Annotated in this window: 8 protein-coding genes; 1 reads left to right on the top strand and 7 read right to left on the bottom strand. The window is 65.7% G+C overall.

Features of this window, described 5'->3' with window-relative positions; genetic code table 11:
- Positions 1–155 precede the first annotated feature (155 nt).
- Positions 156–3,614 carry a hypothetical protein gene (locus tag KF791_01100; protein ID MBX3731170.1) on the bottom strand — a complete coding sequence of 1,153 codons (3,459 nt, stop codon included), beginning with the start codon at positions 3,612–3,614 and terminating at the stop codon, positions 156–158.
- Positions 3,615–4,036: 422 nt separating this feature from the next.
- On the opposite strand from KF791_01100, the gene KF791_01095 reads away from it, so the two are divergent.
- A complete protein-coding gene (locus tag KF791_01095; protein ID MBX3731169.1) occupies positions 4,037–12,160 on the top strand; it encodes an autotransporter-associated beta strand repeat-containing protein in 8,124 nt (2,707 codons plus the stop codon).
- A 124-nt stretch (positions 12,161–12,284) separates the two neighbouring features.
- Here the strand turns inward: KF791_01095 and KF791_01090 are convergent, their stop codons facing one another.
- The 6 genes from KF791_01090 to KF791_01065 are packed head-to-tail and all read right to left on the bottom strand — an operon-like array spanning position 12,285 to position 17,556.
- Complete coding sequence (locus KF791_01090) at positions 12,285–12,470, bottom strand: hypothetical protein (protein MBX3731168.1); 186 nt, start codon at positions 12,468–12,470, stop codon at positions 12,285–12,287.
- Between the two features lie 40 nt (positions 12,471–12,510).
- Positions 12,511–12,930: a type II toxin-antitoxin system VapC family toxin gene (locus tag KF791_01085; GenBank protein ID MBX3731167.1), complete on the bottom strand. Its 420-nt coding sequence runs from the start codon at positions 12,928–12,930 to the stop codon at positions 12,511–12,513.
- A complete protein-coding gene (locus KF791_01080; protein ID MBX3731166.1) occupies positions 12,917–13,165 on the bottom strand; it encodes a hypothetical protein in 249 nt (82 codons plus the stop codon). Before KF791_01080 ends, KF791_01085 begins: the two co-directional genes overlap by 14 nt.
- Before the next feature lie 10 nt (positions 13,166–13,175).
- The gene (locus KF791_01075; protein ID MBX3731165.1) at positions 13,176–13,532 is read right to left on the bottom strand and encodes a hypothetical protein; all 357 of its coding nucleotides are present in this window, start codon (positions 13,530–13,532) and stop codon (positions 13,176–13,178) included.
- A 39-nt stretch (positions 13,533–13,571) separates the two neighbouring features.
- The gene (locus KF791_01070) at positions 13,572–14,324 is read right to left on the bottom strand and encodes a hypothetical protein (GenBank protein ID MBX3731164.1); all 753 of its coding nucleotides are present in this window, start codon (positions 14,322–14,324) and stop codon (positions 13,572–13,574) included.
- Positions 14,325–14,349: 25 nt separating this feature from the next.
- Complete coding sequence (locus KF791_01065; GenBank protein MBX3731163.1) at positions 14,350–17,556, bottom strand: ankyrin repeat domain-containing protein; 3,207 nt, start codon at positions 17,554–17,556, stop codon at positions 14,350–14,352.
- Positions 17,557–17,628 lie beyond the last annotated feature (72 nt).

The raw sequence follows: 17,628 nt of genomic DNA, 5'->3' as shown, positions 1-17,628 counted from the left end.
CATCGGCCACGCGGAGAGGCGGTCCCATTCAAGCCCGTGGCGCGAGGCGTACCCGCCGGACCTTCGGCACCCCCCGGCGATCCGACAACCTCCTCGCTCCCGAGTCTCCCCATGCCCTGGCAGGCTCGAACCCCGCCAGAGCGGGTTCAACCGAATTATTCCAGCACCTGGAAATACCGTTCCGGCCCATCCGGAACGACCGGATGCGGACTGGTGGCGCCGGGTTCGGTGGTCCAAGGACCGGACGCGGTTGGCGCGGACCGCAGGGTACCGCCGCCGGTCCAGATGAGGAGCAGGCCGGTCGCCCCGTCGCGGATCTCCAGGACCGGGGGGGCGGCGGCCGGGGCGTACACCTCTAGTTCATCCATGCACGTCCCAACGTCCGACACCTTCACGCGCAGGCCGGTGGCCGTCAGGGGCTGTCCATCCCGGCTGAAATCGAACCGGTGCCGCAGCCACGGGCGGAACTCCGGCGGGGCCGCCTGCTTGTAGTCCACCACGGCGATGGTCTGCCACCCGGTGGCCGGATCGCCGGTATCCGGGGTGTCCCATCCGACGCCCGCGACCGAGGTGATCTGCAACGTGTACTGCCCGCCCCAGCGGTCGGTGAGCTGGCCGCCGCAGCAATCGCCGGGGTCGTTCCCGTTGTCGCGGCCCCAGGCGATGCTGCCGAAGGTCAACGGTCCGCCAAAGGACAGCCCGATGTACGGCTCCGGATCCGGCTGCAGGAAGTCGGCAATCCAGCTCCGGCTGTTGCCGTACAACCCGTCATTGATGTGCTCGATCAGGTGAACTCCCGCCCCGAATTCGGAACTCCCAAAGGCGGTCACGCCCCGACTGGCGAGCCCGAGATGATCCGGCGCCGCCGCCCCATCCCCCGGGTCGTAAAAGTCGCCGTCGTTGCCATCCCAGGTGATGCGCACCCCGTTGGCTCCCATCAGGCTCAAGGCCTCCCCTTCGTCCGCCAGCCCGACGTTCACCTCCAGCTCATCCAAGGCCATGCCGGGATCCGACACCTTCACCCGCAACCCCGTCGCCGGAATCGGCTGGCCGTTGGCGCGGACCTCGAACCGATGACGCAGGTGCGGTCGGAATCGCGAGTCCTCCTGTCCGGTGTATGTGACGGTGCCAAGGGTCACCCAGCCCTGGTCGGGAGTGCCGGCTTCGGGAGTGTTGAGGCCGGGTAGGGCAACGGTCGTCACCTGCAGGGTGTAGGTGCCCACCGCGCGATCCATCAGCTCACCCCCGCAACAGTCGGTGGCGTCGCCGTTGTCCCGGCTCCAGGCAATCGAGCGAAGATCCAGAAGGCCTGGAAACCGCACCCCGATGAAGGGGTCGGGATCCACGGGATCCGTGAACCGGGCGATCCAGCTTCGGGAATTGCCATAACGCCCGTCGTTGATGTGCGCGATGAGGTGGACGTCGGCGCCAAACTCGCTGCTGCCAAAGGCGACACTGCCGCGACTCGCAAGGGCCGCATTGTCCGGCGCGAACGCCGGCGAGGCGTCCGTTGAAAATCGTCCCTGGTTGCCGTTCCAGTCCACCGAGTATCCCGGCGCGGCGGCGATCTCGATTGCAGGCCGGACGCCCGTGACGGGATTGACCTCGATTTCATCAATGCAGACGCCCGGATTGGAAACCCGCAAACGCACCGCGGTCGCCATGATGGGTTCCCCGCCCCGCGCCAGGTCAAACCGGTGGCGGAGCCAGGGATTGAAGTTTGGGGCGGCGGCCCCGGTGTAGGTGACCGCTCCCACCGTGGCCCAACCGGTGGCGGGATCCCCCGTCTCCAGGGTCGCGACCCCGGCGTCCGCCACCGTCGTCACCTGCACCGTGTAGGTGCCCTCCCAGCGATCGGTGAGCTGCCCGCCGCAGCAGTCCCCCGGATTGTTCCCGTTGTCGCGGCCCCAGGCGAGGCTGGCCATGGCCACCGGCCCGGCAAATCGCACGCCAATGAACGGTTCCGAACCCGGGTCCACCGCGGGATCCACCTCCTCCGGACCCGGAATCCAGCTGGCGCTGTTGCCGTACAGGCCGTCAATCACATTGGGCATCGCGTGGATGGATCCAGGCGGAAACAACTGGCCGCTGCCGAAGGCCGTCGCGCCGCGGGCCGCCAGCGCGACGTTGTCGGGCGGTCCGGCCCCGGGGTTTGGACTGAAGAACTCCCCGTCATTGCCATCCCAGGTCAGCGTGTATCCCGGTTCGCTTTCCAGCACGATCAGCCCGTCCGCCAGGGCTTGCAGTGCCGGGTTGACGTTCACCTCGAGTTCGTCCAAGGCCATGCCCGGATCGGACACCCGGATCCGCAGACCGGTCGCGGCCACCGGTTGGCCGCCCTCGCCCACGTCAAAGCTGTGGCGCAGGTGCGGACGGAACGCGAGACCCTCCGCCTTGTACTCCGCGGTGCCCACCGTGACCCAGCCCGTGGCGGCATCTCCGGTCTCGGGGGTGGCGACGCCCGGGGCGGCCACGCGGGTGATCTGGACGGTGTAGGTGCCCAGCGCCCGGTCCCGAAGTTCCCCGCCGCAACAGTCGCCGGCGTCATCCCCGTTGTCACGGCTCCAGGCGATGTTCCGCACCTCGATGAGTTCCCCAAAATCCAGCCCGATGAACGGCGTCGGATCCCCTGGCGAGGCAATCCAGCTCCGGGAGTTGCCGTACCGGCCATCATTGATGTGGCTGACGAGATGGACTCCCGCACCGAATTCGCTGCTCCCAAACGCCACCGTACCCCGACTGGCCAGTCCGCGATTGTCCGGCGCCAATGCCGGCGAGCCCGGGTCCTGAAAAGCCCCGTCATTGCCATCCCAGGAGAATCCGAAGCCCGGCGCCGCCTGTACGGCAATCAGGCTGCTGATCGGAGGCACAGGATCCGCAGGCGGATTGACCTCGATCTCATCCACGCAGATCCCGACGTCCGAAACCCGCAAACGCAACCCGGTGGCCGGGATCGCCGCACCCTCGAATGCCACATCAAACCGATGCCGCAGATGCGCCGCGAAGAGCACGCTGTCCGCCCCCGGCAGATACTCCACGGTCCCCAGAGTCACCCAACCGGTGTCGGCATCCCCGGTCTCCGGCGTGAATGCGTCCGGGAACGATACCCGGGTCCACTGCAGGGTGTATACCCCGACCGCGCGGTCCGTGAACGGCCCGGGCGGCGTTCGCTCGGCGTCATCCCCGTTGTCCCGGGACCAGGCGATGCTGCCCACCGGCACGGTCCGCCCAAAGCTCAGCCCGACAAACGGCTCGGGATCCGGCACGGTAAAGTCTGCAATCCAGCTCGAACTGTTCCCGTAGTAGCCGTCATTCACGTTGATCGCATCGTGAATGCCACCCGGCAGGAACGACGAACTGGCAAAGGCCACGGTGCCCGACGACGCCAGCGCATCATTGGCCGCCGGCCCGGCTCCCGGCTCCGGATCCCTGAAGCCGCCGTTGTTGCCGTCCCAGGTGATCGAATACCCGGGAGCCGGCGTGAGGACCACGCGATCCGATTGCGCCGCCAACCGGGCCCCGCAGAACACCACCCCTCCGCAGAGGCACCCGGTGACCCAAGGGCTGAGTCGAAGGGCGGACCGATTCCGTGGGAAGGAGAGGTGTGAGGTCATGGCATGGCAGGGGTTTCGGACGGGACTGGTGAGATGCAGGTCCTGATAGCCACTCCCGTTCTCACGTGCATCCCCCGTTCGGGTGAGCCATTGCCGATTGCGCGCACCGGGCACCGCGAAACTGGAAACGCAGCGCAATTTTACAGTGGAATCAGACAATTTTCGGTGAGCGCCATCGGGCCCGAAGACCGACCGTCGCAGACGCTGCGAACTCGATGAGATTCCAACTCCAGAACCGCCCGTCCGAATTTCCCGGCACCCGGAGTCCTCCGGCGCCCCGCATCCCAGGTTGCGTCCAAACCGTTGCCGGTCGCAGCCTCAATGCAGGCAACGCTCCCGACTTGATGATCCCCGAGTTCCCTTCGCCTCCCCTCACCCGGCTCCGGTGCCCACCCGCGTGGCTGAACCGCTGCCTTGCCGCGGTGCCCCTCCTCCTCCTCCTCGGCGCCCGCGCCGCGGACGGTGACCTGGATTTTTCGTTCCGCCCGGCCCTGGACGATCTCCCCGAGTCCCATCCCAGGAGCGCGGTGATTCAGCCGGATGGAAGGATCGTGGTTGCGGCCCACGGACCGGAGGGTGCGCCCCGACCGGACGTCTGCGCCATCAGGATCCATCCCGATGGATCGCGCGATCCCGGATTCGGCCCGGCGGATTGCCTGCCCACCTCGAGCTTCTCCGTCGTCGCAATGCAGGCGGATGGCAAAATTCTGATTGCCGAGGACCGTGCCAACCGGATTCACCGGCTGCTGCCCGAAGGCACGTTCGATCCAGCGTTCAAGATCGAGCTCTCGGGTCCGCTGGACGTCGTCCTTCCCCAACCGGACGGGAAGATCCTCATTGGCGGCATTTTCCTGTCCGTGACCGGCAGTGCGTCCGGACCGCCGGTCCCGCGCAACGGCATTGCACGGTTCCATGCCGATGGCGCCGTGGATTTCGATTTTGACCCGGGATCCGGTCCGCAAACGTCCGAGGGGGTGGGCGTGGTCAACGATCTGGCGGTGCAGGCCGACGGAAGGATTCTCGTCGCCGGCTATTTTTCCGAATTCAACGGCGTGCCCCGCACCGGGCTGACCCGCCTTCATCCCGACGGCGGTGTGGACGCCACCTTTGTCCCGGGAGCTCTTGGGGGGAACACCCAGGACCGGATCTGGGGCGCCGACGATGTTGCCGTTCAGGCGGACGGAAGAATCCTTGCCGTGGTTTGGCTGGCCGAAGAGGGCCAGATGCTCGTTCGCATCCATCCGGACGGATCCCGCGATGAATCATTCGCGGGCCTGCCAAACTACGAGTCGGTTGCAGGGAGCTTTCTGGTGCAGGCGGACGGAAGGATTCTGAACGCGGTGGAGTGGTACCCCTTGGGAATTGACGACGGAGGCCGGGGACAGCGGTTATTCCGGATCGCACCGGATGGCACCCCGGATCCCTCGTTCAACAGCCCCACCGTATCGAACCCACTGGGTGACGGCCTTGGGATTGACGCCGTGCTGGACGCGGATGGCCGGCTCCTCATTTCGGGCGGCTCCGGATTCACAAGAATCAACGGTACGCCCCGCCCGGGGATCGCAAAGCTGCTGAACGGCGAGGCCTCGCAACACCTCTCCGTCCCAAGTTCAACGCGCGTTGCCTGGTTCCGCCGGGGCACCATCCCGGAGAGCGCTCAAGTCTGGTTTGAAATGTCCACCGATGCCGGTGCCACATGGACGCACCTGGGGATTGGCAGCTGGAACCAGGGCGCGTGGGAGCTTTCCGGATTGAACCTCCCGGCGGCCGGCCTGCTTCGGGCCCGAACCTTCGCAAGAAGCCTCTCCAGAGTCTCCTCCCTGCTGGAGCAGACGGTCTCGTTCTCCCTGCCCGATTCGACGCCGGATTTCAGCGTCGAAGTGAGGGATGGTCTGATGCTCGTCACGGACAACACGGGGGGCGGGGGCGCCCTCTTGCTGTCAGAACCCACGCCCGGTCACATCCAATTCCATGCCGGGCCACGCACCTTCCGGGTCAATGGTGGCCCCCTCCTGAGTGCGGACTCCGGGTCGTTGCCCCTCGGGACGGTGACCCGGATCCTCGTCCGTGCGGGCGACGGCGATGACGTCATCGAGGTCGGGGAGTTCACCCATCCGCTTCCCGATTTGCTCCTGCAAGGCGGTGGCGGTTCCGACGCCGCAACCCTGCGGTCTGGAGGGTTCGTCACCATCGAGGATGCCGACGGCTTCACCCTCAATGGCAGCTCCGTCTCGAAGCTGCTGACGGTCAACTCGGACGGCCCGGTGATCCAGACGGCACCGTTGGACGGCCTGGGCGGATTGCGAAAGCTCGGCCGGGGAACCCTCACGCTGTCGCTGCCGAACAGCTACCTTGGCACCACCACCGTCTCGGACGGAACGTTGGCCCTGGTCCACGCATCTCCCAATAATCTGGCGGTCTCCGGGACAATCGAAGTCGAAACGGTGGCCACGTTGAACGTCAGGGGGCTTGCGAACGGGCGACTTGAACTGGCACCTGGGCAGACGCTGACCGGGAATGGTGCCCTTCTTGGAAGGCTGGAGATCCGGTCCGACACCACCCTGGCCGTTGGAGGAAACCCGGGGACACCGGTGGAAGGAAGCTCCGGTGTTTCCCAGGTCCTGCAGACCGGCGCGGTCTCGATCCACCCCGGTTCCACGTTTTCCATCAATTTCGTCAGCCTGGCCCACGGCCGGCAAAGCGTCGGACTCGATGTGCGCGGCACCGTCATCCTGGGCGAGGCCATGCTCAAAATTTCCACCGATTGGGATTTCTTCAGTTCGGTGTACCTCCAATCACCTCCCTACGAATTTACAATCGTCCGGAACGATGGCCACGACCCTGTCAGCGGCACGTTCGCGGGCCTGCCCGAAGGGGCCGTGGTGCCCACCGCAGACGCCTTCCCCACGTGGATTCCGCTGGAGGCCATCGTGAGCTATCGAGGCGGCGATGGGAACGATGTCACGGTCACCTTCCGGCAGGCCCCACCGCTCCCGCTTGTCACCGGGGGCGCGCTGGATCCTTCGTTCACCCCGGGCGACCACGGCTTCCCGGCTATTTCGAGCGCGGCGTTGCAACCCGACGGCCGGATCGTGGTGACCCACGCCGCCGGGACCAGCGACACCATGCAGTACCGCGTCGCGCGGCTGGATTCCGACGGATCCCTCGACGACGGATTCACCCTTGGGGCCATCGTCCCCGAATACCGGACGCTGGGCGGGAAGATCACTGCCGTGCTTCCAGACGGACGGATCATCGTCTCCGCCACCAGCCTCCAATCCGGTCGCGCCGTCCACGGCCTGGCGCGGCTCCGTCCCGACGGGACGCCGGACCCGACGTTCCGCCTGCGCCTCGGGACGCCAGACGTCGCTTGGGCATCCGACGCTTCCGTTGACGCCGTCGTCGTTCTGCCCGGCGGAAAATTGTTGATTGGGGGCTGTTTCCACACCGTGGACGGCGTGGCGCGCAACGGGATTGCACGCCTCAATCCCGACGGATCCACCGACACAGACTTCAGCCCGGGAGCCGGCCCTGGCTTTTCTGGGCCGTCCTCGGTGTCGGGCGACGAAATCGCGGCAATCAAGTGCCTGTCCGTGCAGGACGACGGCAGAATTCTGGTCGGGGGATATTTCAACCAGTTCGCTGGAAGTCCGCGCATCGGCATTGCCCGACTGAACCCGGACGGAACGTTGGATCCAGCCTTTGATGCGAAGGGCACCCTGTTCGCCAACGACGTCCACTCCATCGCCATCCAGGCCGACGGCAGAATGCTCGTCGTTGGATCGTTCTGGGACCACCCGGCCCGTCAGGACCCATCCAGCGGGATCCACAACAAGCTGGTGCGCCTGCTTCCAGACGGCGCGCCGGACGCCGGGTTTGCGCCCGCGTCGCCGCCGGATTTGGACCCCGCCGACGAGATCGCCCTCCTGGGAATTCAGGCGGATGGTCGGATCCTGCTGGGAGCAGCGACCTTCAAGGATGGAGATCCGCCCCAGGGCGGCGGGGTGACCTATCGCATCCATCCCGATGGCAGCCGCGACCCAGGGTTTGTCTCAGCCTTCGATCCCGACTTCACCTTCCGAGCCACGATGCAGGCCGACGGGAAAATCCTTGCCACGGCCTTCGCCGGCAAACCGTTCACGGCCACCTCGCCGCCGCCCACGGGCGGGATTGCCCGGCTGCTGAATGGACCGGCGGCGCTGAATCTGAGCGTCCCCAATCCCACCCGGGTGGACTGGCTCCGGGGCGGGACCACACCGGAGACGTCCCGGGTCTGGTTTGAACTGTCCACCGACGAGGCAATCACCTGGACCTCACTGGGTGCGGGATCCCGCGTCCCTGGTGGGTGGGCGCTGGACGGATTGAAGCTTCCTCAGACCGGAAAACTTCGATCCCGGGCGATCATCGCAGATCCCCAGGGGCGGACATCAAGCGTGCTGGAGCAAACGGTGGACTACTCCCTGCCAGGTGCTGCACCGGACTTTGACGTCCGCATCACCGACGGCACGATTCTTGTCACGGACAACACCGGCATCGGGGGTGAGTTCACCCTGTCGCAGTCCCTTCCGGGTCGCCTTCGGTTCAGTGCACCCGGGCGGACGTTCCGAATTAGTGGAGGGCCCGTGCGCCCCTCCGGTTCGGGGGATCTCTCCCTGTCCGGGGTGGTTCTCATCACGACCCGATTCGGCGACAAAAGCGACGATATCCGAATTGAGTCCACTGCCACCGACTTTCCGGAAGTGATCCTTCAAAGTGGCGGCGGGGCGGACACCATCGCCCTGCTCGGGGGTTCCAAAGTCACTCTTCAGGATCCCGACGGCTTCATTCTCAACGGCAGTTCGGTTTCCTCCCTGCTGGTCATCAACTCGGATGGCCCGGTGACTCAGGCGGCCCTGATTTCCGGGAGTGGGGCCCTTCATAAACTGGGTGGGGGAACTCTGATCCTGTCGCACGACAATCGCTACACCGGTGAAACGCGCGTCGAATCTGGAACACTTGCCTTGGTCAATCCTTCCTTGCGCACCACGTTCCGGGACTCGCCGGTATTCAGCCTTCAAAACGGGGCCACGCTTGATGCACGCGGATTGGCGGATGGCGGTCTTCAACTGGGCCGGCCTGCGATATTCCGGGGGTACGGCACGGTCCTTGGCACCCTGGAAATTCAGGACGGAGGAAGCCTGGCACCGGGATCCGTCCCCGGGATCCTGGACGTCGAGAATTTGCTGCTCCAGGGCGGCGCGACCCTGACGGTAAACATCGAGGGGTTTCAGGCCGGAACCCAGTACCACCAGGTTCGTGTTGCCGGCCGGATCCGCCTCGAAAACGCCATCCTGGATCTCGCCGCTTCGTGGGATGTGGACCAGAAGGATGCCCCCGTGGTTCTCCTGGACAATCGGGGCAGCCACCCGGTCGAAGGCACCTTTCGTGACCTGCCTGAAGGCTCAAGAATTTACCTCCGCGGCGTCAACCAAACACCCTGGACGCTGAGTTACCACGGAGGCGACGGCAATGACGTCACGCTCACCCTGAAAACGTCGGACGGTGAGTTGAACACGGACTTTCATTCGGACGTGCAGGAGTTCGAAACCGTCCAAAGCGCGGCGGTCCAGGCCAACCACGCAATTGTACTCGGCGGCATTGCGCCCACCGGCGAGGAGGATCCTCATCGGATCGCACGCCTTTCCCCAAGCGGACTGGGTGGACGTCGGGATCCGGCATTTGCCACCGGCCCGCTCGTGCCGGGTTACCGGGATTTCGGGGGACGGGTCACCGCGGTGCAACCCGATGGCCGGATCCTGATCTCGGCAGGGGAATACCAATTTGAAGTGGACGGACAACCGCACACGGCGTCGGGCCTCGCGCGGATCGGCCCCGACGGATCATTCGATCCCCAATTTCGCACCGCCCCTGACATCCATGGCGTCGGATCCATTTCCAGCCTCGTCCTTCAGCCGGACGGCCGCATCCTGATTGCCGGAAGCCCGGTCGCCACCGCGGTGGGGGCAACTGCCGGGATCGCGCGATTGCATCCCGATGGTTCCCTGGACGGCAGCTTTGCGCCGGGCGCCGGTGCGAATGGGAGCGTGCTTTGCATGACCCTTCAGGACGACGGGCGGATCGTCATCGGGGGAATTTTCGACTCCTTCAACGGGGTCTCCCGCAACCGCATGGCACGACTCCATCCGGACGGCTCCCTGGACGCCGGGTTTATGCCCGCAGACGCGCTGGATCTGGAAGTGAGCGCCGTGGCCTTGCAGGCTGATGGGAACGTGCTGGCGGCCGGAGCCTCCCGCGGCGCCCTGGATCCTACGGCGAGCGACTACCGGATCGTCCGCTTTCTGCCGGATGGCTCGCTCGACACCGGGTTCCTCCCCTGGATGAGCCGCCAGGCCAGGACGAGCGGTCTGGTTGTGCAAGCCGACGGTCGGGTGGTCGTCACCACGACTCCGGCCCCCCCCATCACGGGCGCCCACCCGGATGCCGTATTCCGGCTTCTCGCCGATGGCACGCGGGATCCGGACTTCACCCCGGCCTCCAGTGTGGGCGCGGTGTGGAGCGTGGTGCCACAGCCGCACGGCAACCTGCTCATCACCGGCAATTTCACCGAGTTCAACGGAGCCCCCCGGGCTGGAATTGTTGAGCTCTTGAACCGCCCGGGGACCCGTCGTCTTGAGGCCGCCGATTCGACGCGATTGGTCTGGATGCGTGACGGCAGCCTGCCCGAGGTGGCCTATGTCGGATTCGAAATGTCCACCGACCAGCGGCAGACATGGACCCGGCTGGGTGCGGGAACTCGAATCAGGGGCGGCTGGGAGCTGGGTGGCCTGAGCCTGCCCCAGTCCTTCTGGATTCGAGCCCGGGCCTGCATCATTTCCACGAGCGCTGACGCAAGCTCCTCGTCCATCCTTGAAGAACTGGGCGTCCATCCTCGCGGCAGCGCCGACTTCCGGGTGGCCATGGGTGAGTCAAGTCTGGACATCCTTGGGGGCAACGTCACGCCTAACGGAGGGCCATTCACCGTTTCCGAACCGGCACCGGGCTTCATTGAATTCTCGGCACCAGGAAGGCGGTTCCAGCTGGGTCTCGACACCTTTTATCGCGAGGGAAGTTCCGGCCCCCTTCCGCTCGCGAGCATCACGGCAATTCATCTCGGGCTCGGCAGCGGACCCGATGCGGTGGACATCGGACGTTTCACGGGCGCCCTCCCCAAACTTCGCCTGGACGGCGGCGGTGGCAGCGACGTCGTATCGGTGGCCTCCGGATCCGTGGTGCACCTCCACAATGCCGGCACGTGGACCCTCCAGGGCAGTTCCGTTTCCACGCTGCTTTCGGTCGGGGCGGCAGGACCCGTCGTCCAGACGGCGCCCCTCACAGGCACGGCAGCCCTGCACTATGTGGGAAGCCGGACGTTTACGCTCTCCGAGGAAAACACCTACCAGGGGGAGACCCTGGTGGAGGGCGGCACCCTCGCGCTGGTCCATGCGTCCCATAACAACCTCAGGAGTTCCCCCCTGCTGGACCTGCTGACGCGCGAGGCGATCCTGGACGTCAGCGGCCTTGCCGACGGACGGTTCGACCTGTCCCCGGGACAGACGCTCCGAGGAGAGGGGACGGTGCGGGGCGACCTCAGGGTTTTGCCCGGAGCCACGGTGGCGCCCGGCAGGAGGCCTCGGTATCCGGGGTTCCTGGTGTTGAACCACGTGGAATTTGAGGCCGGATCCACGTTGTCCGTGTGGCTTTACGGCCGTTCGTTGAGCGAGATGTTGGCCGATGGGATTCGGGTCGCCGGTACCGTGAAACTGGCGGGAGCCACTCTCCATCTCCCGGAGGATCTGCCGCTCTCTCCCACTCCATCCCAGGACGGCGACACCTTTCTGATCCTGGACAACGATGAGGGCGACCCCGTCCTGGGGACGTTCGCCGGGTTGCCCGAGGGGACCACGATCCCCTTTCGCAGCCGGCATCTCCGGATCAGCTACAGCGGCGGTGACGGCAACGACGTTACGCTGACGGTCGTCTCCCCGCCTCCACCGGGAACCCTGTTGGCGGACTTCAGCGCAGAGGCGTGGGCGGCCGGCGTGGTCCGGTTGACCTGGGAAACCCTGAAGGAGACGGCCGTGCTGGGATTCCACCTGGACCGGGCCATTCCGTCGGGTGGCTGGGATCGCCTCACGATGGCCTACATTGAGGCTCTGGGTGCGGGCGACGAGCCCCGGTTCTATGAGTTCACCGACACCGCGCCCGGTGCCGTTGGCGGCGCCCGGTATCGCCTGATGGAGGTGGGACTGCAGGGTGAAGAGCGCGAACTGGCCACCGCCAGCGTTCCGCCATCCATGACCACCGCCCTCCCACCCGGCGGCGTCACCCTCCAGATCCTGATCCAGGGCGCCCCCGCCGAGAACGTCCTCCTGGAATCTGCGACGGCACTGCCGGGGCCCTGGGTGACCCTGCAGACGATCGTTCTGGATGCTTCCGGCCGGGCGCTGCTGATCGTGGACCGTGCCGGTGAAACCACCGCCCGATTCTACCGCGTCTTCGCCGAATGAACGGGCCAGGGTGGACCCTGCCTCAGGCCACTGTCTCCACATCCCGGCGATCCGGTTCGCCCCAAGGTTCAATTCTGAAGCTCTGGCCGTTGGGTTCCGAGGTCAGGATCAGCAAGCTCATGCCTCAGCGTTGCGCTTCACGTAGTCCAAGACCTTGTCGCGGGTCCGACGGTTGACGGTGCCGACGAAGCCGTTGGGGTTTGACACTGGAATCATCCACCTCCAGGCGGCCGCGCTCCAGGAAGAGCGGCGTCCAGCGGTCCTTGGCGGAGGCGAGGGTTTCGAGGGGCGGGCGTTCGAAGAGCGGCATGAGATGAATTTCGAATGTCGAATTCCGAAATCCGAAACGATCAAGTCTTCAGCACCGGGACAAATCCGGCCTGTTTGAAGTGGTGGTCCGTGGTGAAGGCGTCGCGGACCCGCAGCTCGTGCATGACGGCGAAGCTGACGCAATCGGTGAACGACCATTCCTTGTCCGCGTGTTTGCGAAAGAGGGCGGACGCCGTGTGAAACCGCTCGGGTCCGATCCACTCCAACCGCAGCACCTCGCTACGTTCGATGGTGTCGAGAAAGTCCGCTGCCGCGTCGTGGCTGTGGCGGACGAGCAGCAGGGTGACGGTCTCGTCCACGACGTACTCCGAGGTCAAAAATCGACGGCGTTTGCGAACGAGATCGTCCTGGAGCCGGACGGCGGCCGCGTGGTGCTCGTCACCCGCGTCCCACAGGGCGAGGAATCCCGCGCTGTCCATGAAGACGTCAGCGGCGGCCATAGAGGATCTGGTCAATGTCGGCGTGCCGGGTCTTGCCCTTGGGACTGGGCTTCGCGCGGCGGGCGATCCCGAGGAAGGGGTCACCCGCCGGATCGGACGCCGCGGCGGCGATCAGCGGTTCCAGGCGCGCCGCCGGTTTGCCGCGATGGGAGAGGACGAAGCGCTCCCCTCTGGCGAGGCGGCGCAACACGCCCTCGGCGTCCTGGCGGAATTCGAGCATGGTCACGGTCTTCATGGAGTGATGTTTAAGTTGAAGTTGAATCGGCTTCAACCCTGGACGCGGACACGCGAAGAACCCAACGCGGCGCATGGCGTTCTCCGATCGGCCGGCCGAACCCCAGGGGGTTGTCATCAATCATGTCGGCTCCGGAGGTGTCGGCGGAGACCTCGATGATGCGGTCGGACTGCTCCTCTGGTTCGTCCCCGAAGAAGCCGGAGCGGCGAAGCAACTCCCGCCACACGGTGGCACGGTTGCCGGGCGGCGCGACGACCAGCGGACCGGCGGCGAGGCAACATTTGCGGCCGAGCCAGACGCCCCATTTTGGGTTCCGCAGGGCAGCGGTGATTTCTTCCAGCAACGCTGACGGCCCGTCGAGCAGCACGCCGAAGCGGGCGTCGAGGAGGGGGGGGGGACAATGGGGTCAGATCTTTACAGTTGACATTCTCGCCAGCAAGCCTTTGCGAAACTCCGCCTTCTCGGGGTTCTGCGGGAGCTGCATCCAGAATCGTCGGATCCCCTGGGCCGCCGCGCCGTAGCCCAGGCCCGGGATTTCCCGGACCACCTCCACCAGTCGCCACCCCAGATGACGCGTCGCCACCGCCATCAGGCCATTCCGGCCCCAGTCTCCGTGCCGGGTCGTGATCTCCAACCAGCGGCGTCCCAACAGATCTTCCGTCGCCGACACCAGATCCTTCCAGGCCGGCCGGGACGACCGTGCCAGCTGCCGAACCGGGGTCTGTTCCGTCCGGTTGGATCGCAATCCCCTCAAAATCCGCTGCGCCGCCAACGCTTCACCCAACACCAGGCCGCCAACCAACCGATCCCAGGGACTGTCCAGATCACCCTGTCGAATTGGCGCCTCGGTGTACGCCCGCAGGGAACGCCGCTGCTCCTGCAGACTGCGCCCTCCACAGCCGCCCTGCAACCGGTCCCGGCACAGCCACTTGGCGCCGGGTTCCAGACCGGCGTCCATCCTCCAGGAACTCCAGGCGTACTCCCGCAGCACCGTCACGCGCCGGGACACCAGCTCCCGGCCCGGATCCGGACACCCGATCACCCGAGCCCGCTGCTGATCCCGTTTGGAAAGCCCAAGTCCGGTGATGCGCACCGGATTCAGCTGGACGTAGCGCCCCACCTCGTCCAAGGCCCTCGCCTCCAGCATGGGTGACCCCATTGCCCACGTCCCAGTTCGCGTTCGTCTACAACTCGGGGACGAGGATCTCGTCGCCCTTCTGCAGCCAGACGCTGGCACCTTCTCCCTGGCGTTCCCGGCAGTCGAAGATGCGCTCAACGACCGCACCGGTCGCCGGTTCCTTGCGGCGCAAGACGACGCGCGACGCGTCGGAAGAGGCCCGAAGTAACCCGGACACGGAAAGGGCCCCGGTGAGTGTAAAGCGAGTATCGGCCGTTGGTCTGGCATCCAATGGCTCCACAAAGCGCTCCAAGGTTACCGGGGTCTCCTTCCCCTGGACATGCACCGTCACTTCGCGCGCCAGACATTGCTTCCACGCATTGACGGCCTCGACGGGGAGGTGCGGCCATTGTTCCCGGATGGCATGGTCCCGCTCAGGCACCTCGATCACATCCCCCCAGTGGAGAACGACGTCTTTGTCGCATCCATCCGGAGCGAAGATCTTCTCAACATCCACCGGAATCTCCGTCCACTGAGCGCCGTCGGAATCCGGTCGGCGGATCAACACCCGCTTCCAATCGGGAAACGGAAGGGACCGAAGCGACCCCGCCCCGAAACGGGGCGCACTACCGAGCGGAACCGGCTCCAGCGAACCGGGAGAGGGAAACGCCCGATTGGCGACAGGTGCCCGCGCCGACGGCGACGGTTCGGGCCGGAACGCGGGCGCGGCCAGGACCCCGTAATGGACCGCCAAGGCCTCCAGCAGCGTGAAGCGATTGGCATCGTTGGTCCCGTTGCGCCGAAACAAAATCTGGGTAAACCGGGACGACGGTCGCACCAGGCGGATGGTCTGGAAATCCGGCGCATCGTCGCGCGCTCCTGCTGCACGCAACGCGCGGAGGACTTCCTCCTGCTGCTCCCGATCCAACCCTGCCTGGCCATCCCAGCGCGCATCGGAAACCAGTTCCAACGGGCTTCGTCCTTGGTTGTCCCGGCGGTTCGGATCCGCCTTGAACTCCAGCAGCAGCTTGACCAACTCCGGGCAGGATTGAACGGCGATTTGAAGTGGGGTCCTGCCATCGAATCCCACATCGGGCGCGGCCCCCGCCCGGAGCAAGGCCCGGGCATTGGCCAACGCGCCAACGCGCAATCCTGGGTCCATTCCAGGGCGAAGCCATGCCGCCATGAGATACAGGAGAGGCATGCCCCGGCTGTTCCTGGTGTTCGGATCCGCGCCGGCGGACAGCAACTGCTGAAACAGGTTGGTCTGCGTGGAAACGGCAACCCACGACAAGGGCGGTCCGTTCGGAGGCGTATTTGGTCCCCGCACCTCCTCACCGGGACGGGGATCATCGGAAAAGCGAGTGGCGGACCTCACGTCCGCCCCTGCGGCAATCAAATCGCTGAGGATGCGGTCTGACCTGACTCGCCGCGACTCGTCGTTCGCCTCAATACGGCGCCAGACCGCGATCATCAGCGGGGTGACACCGTCAGCATCTGGCGCGCTGGGCGAGGCACGGTGGTGAAGAAGCCACTCCACGGCATGGCTTGAACCAGATCGGACGGCCAGGTGCAGCAACGTTTCACCACGGGTACTCGTCTGATCCAACCGCGCACCGTGGGCAAGCAGTTGATCCAGTAGTTCCCGAGGTGGAGGCGAAGCCGACTGCCCCATTGCCAACCGCAGAGGCGAGATACCGGCGCCATCGGCATCGGGGTTTGCCCCAAGTTTCAGAAGCAGAGCTGCAATGTCCCAGTCTCCCTGGGACAATGCGATGCCCAACGGGAGCTGCTCCTTGGAACAGGGCGCGTTCAAATCGGCCCCGTGTCGTGCCATGGTCTCCACCAGCGACAGGTTCCTCCGGAGCAATGCCAACCCAAAAGGGGATACACGCTCATAGGCTTCTCCCATTAGGACCATCGCCACGGGACCGATCTGAATGTTCGGTGAGGCTCCGGCATCCAGGAGCGTTTCAATGACCTGGGTTCGTTCATAAGGCACTGCGATTAGCAGTGGCGTCCTGCCGTTGGCCCCGGCGTTTACATCGGCCCCCGCCCGCAGCAGGAGTTCCACCATTCGTTTGTGACCGGCCTCCGCGGCTGCATACAGCGCGGTAACGCCTTTGCCGCCGAGCGCATTGATGCCCGCCCCGGCCTGGAGCAGGTATTCCACGACCCGCGCCTGATCGAGGCGCGCCGCGGTCTGGAGCGGGGTTTCGTTCTCGGATCCCTGGGGTGCGTTGAGCAGGTCCGGACTGTTGGCCAGGAGCCGCTTCAGGCGCTCGATCTCCCGGGCCTCCTCATCGGGCAGTTCGCCGGAGGATGGAACGACCGGGTCCACGATGTCCTTCGGACGCACTTGCATCGCCGCCAACTGGCGCTTCAAGGAGAGCACTTCGCGCGACGCCTTGAGCACTTCCTCGGTGTCGGCGCGTCCCACATCGTGCCGCCGCTTCACGATCTCCAGTTGCTGTTCGGCGAGCGCGATCTCGTCCATGAGCAGCGTCTCAGCGCCGACGAGGGACGAACCGCCTGGAGTTGGGGATCCGGTGGCGCTGGTGGTGCGGGCCAACGCATCCTCCTGCCGGGCAATCAGCGTTTCAAACTCCACTTCCCTCGCCTGGAGCCGGCTGAGAATTCCCGTGTTCTCGGCCGCAATCTGCCGCCGCAGTTCGGCGATTTTCGCGTCGGCGGCCTGCCTGGTCGGGTGGTTCGACTTATAGCGAATCTTCAGCGCCTCCAGCTCCACTTCGGCCTCGTTGATCCGGCCGATCAACCCTTCCAACCCAGGCGTTGAATGGGACGCCTTCAGCGCAAGGGCCAGCGCGAGGGGATCATTCGTCAGGGCAATGAACCGCTGTCGTTCCTCCCGGTATCCACGGAGGAGATCCTTCATCAGGACCAGATCGGCGTGGAGCGTTGCTGTCCGGCGATCCGCTCCATCACCTCTCTCCGGCAGGCGTCGGGCAGCGAGCGCCGTGAGATTGGTGGCCTCGGGATACTCCCGCATCAGCCGGAGATACCAGGTGACCGCCTCATTGGTCCGTCCGAGGGCGCGTTCCGCCTCGGCAAGGCGAAACAGCGCGGTGGCGACCATCGTCCGCTGGCGGTCGCCCAACTCGATCGCCTCGCGGTAGGCGGTCGCCGCTCCGGCAAGGTCCTTGCGCGCGTCCTCGGCAAGCAATCCGCGCTGAAGCGCCTCGGCCAATGGGTCAGCCGCAGCGGCACACGGTGCGGTGAGCAACACAGTCAACAGGAGGATCCAGGTCTTCATGGCATTCAGTGTTGCGGTAAAGCTTGGCCGGCGCGGATCGGAGGTTGTCAGGGAATTGTGAAATCAGGTCGG

This window comes from Verrucomicrobiia bacterium, from assembly GCA_019634635.1.
GTDB lineage: Bacteria > Verrucomicrobiota > Verrucomicrobiia > Limisphaerales > UBA9464 > UBA9464.
Note: the sequence above shows the minus strand (reverse complement) of the source record. Positions and strands in the feature narration are given on the sequence as shown.

Bases quoted from the DNA above. Each gene is read 5' to 3' on its own strand.
- KF791_01100 (MBX3731170.1), bottom strand. From the start codon at position 3,614: ATGACCTCACACCTCTCCTTCCCACGGAATCGGTCCGCCCTTCGACTC.
- KF791_01090 (MBX3731168.1), bottom strand. From the start codon at position 12,470: ATGCCGCTCTTCGAACGCCCGCCCCTCGAAACCCTCGCCTCCGCCAAG.
- KF791_01085 (MBX3731167.1), bottom strand. From the start codon at position 12,930: ATGGCCGCCGCTGACGTCTTCATGGACAGCGCGGGATTCCTCGCCCTG.
- KF791_01080 (MBX3731166.1), bottom strand. From the start codon at position 13,165: ATGAAGACCGTGACCATGCTCGAATTCCGCCAGGACGCCGAGGGCGTG.
- KF791_01070 (MBX3731164.1), bottom strand. From the start codon at position 14,324: ATGGGGTCACCCATGCTGGAGGCGAGGGCCTTGGACGAGGTGGGGCGC.
- KF791_01065 (MBX3731163.1), bottom strand. From the start codon at position 17,556: ATGAAGACCTGGATCCTCCTGTTGACTGTGTTGCTCACCGCACCGTGT.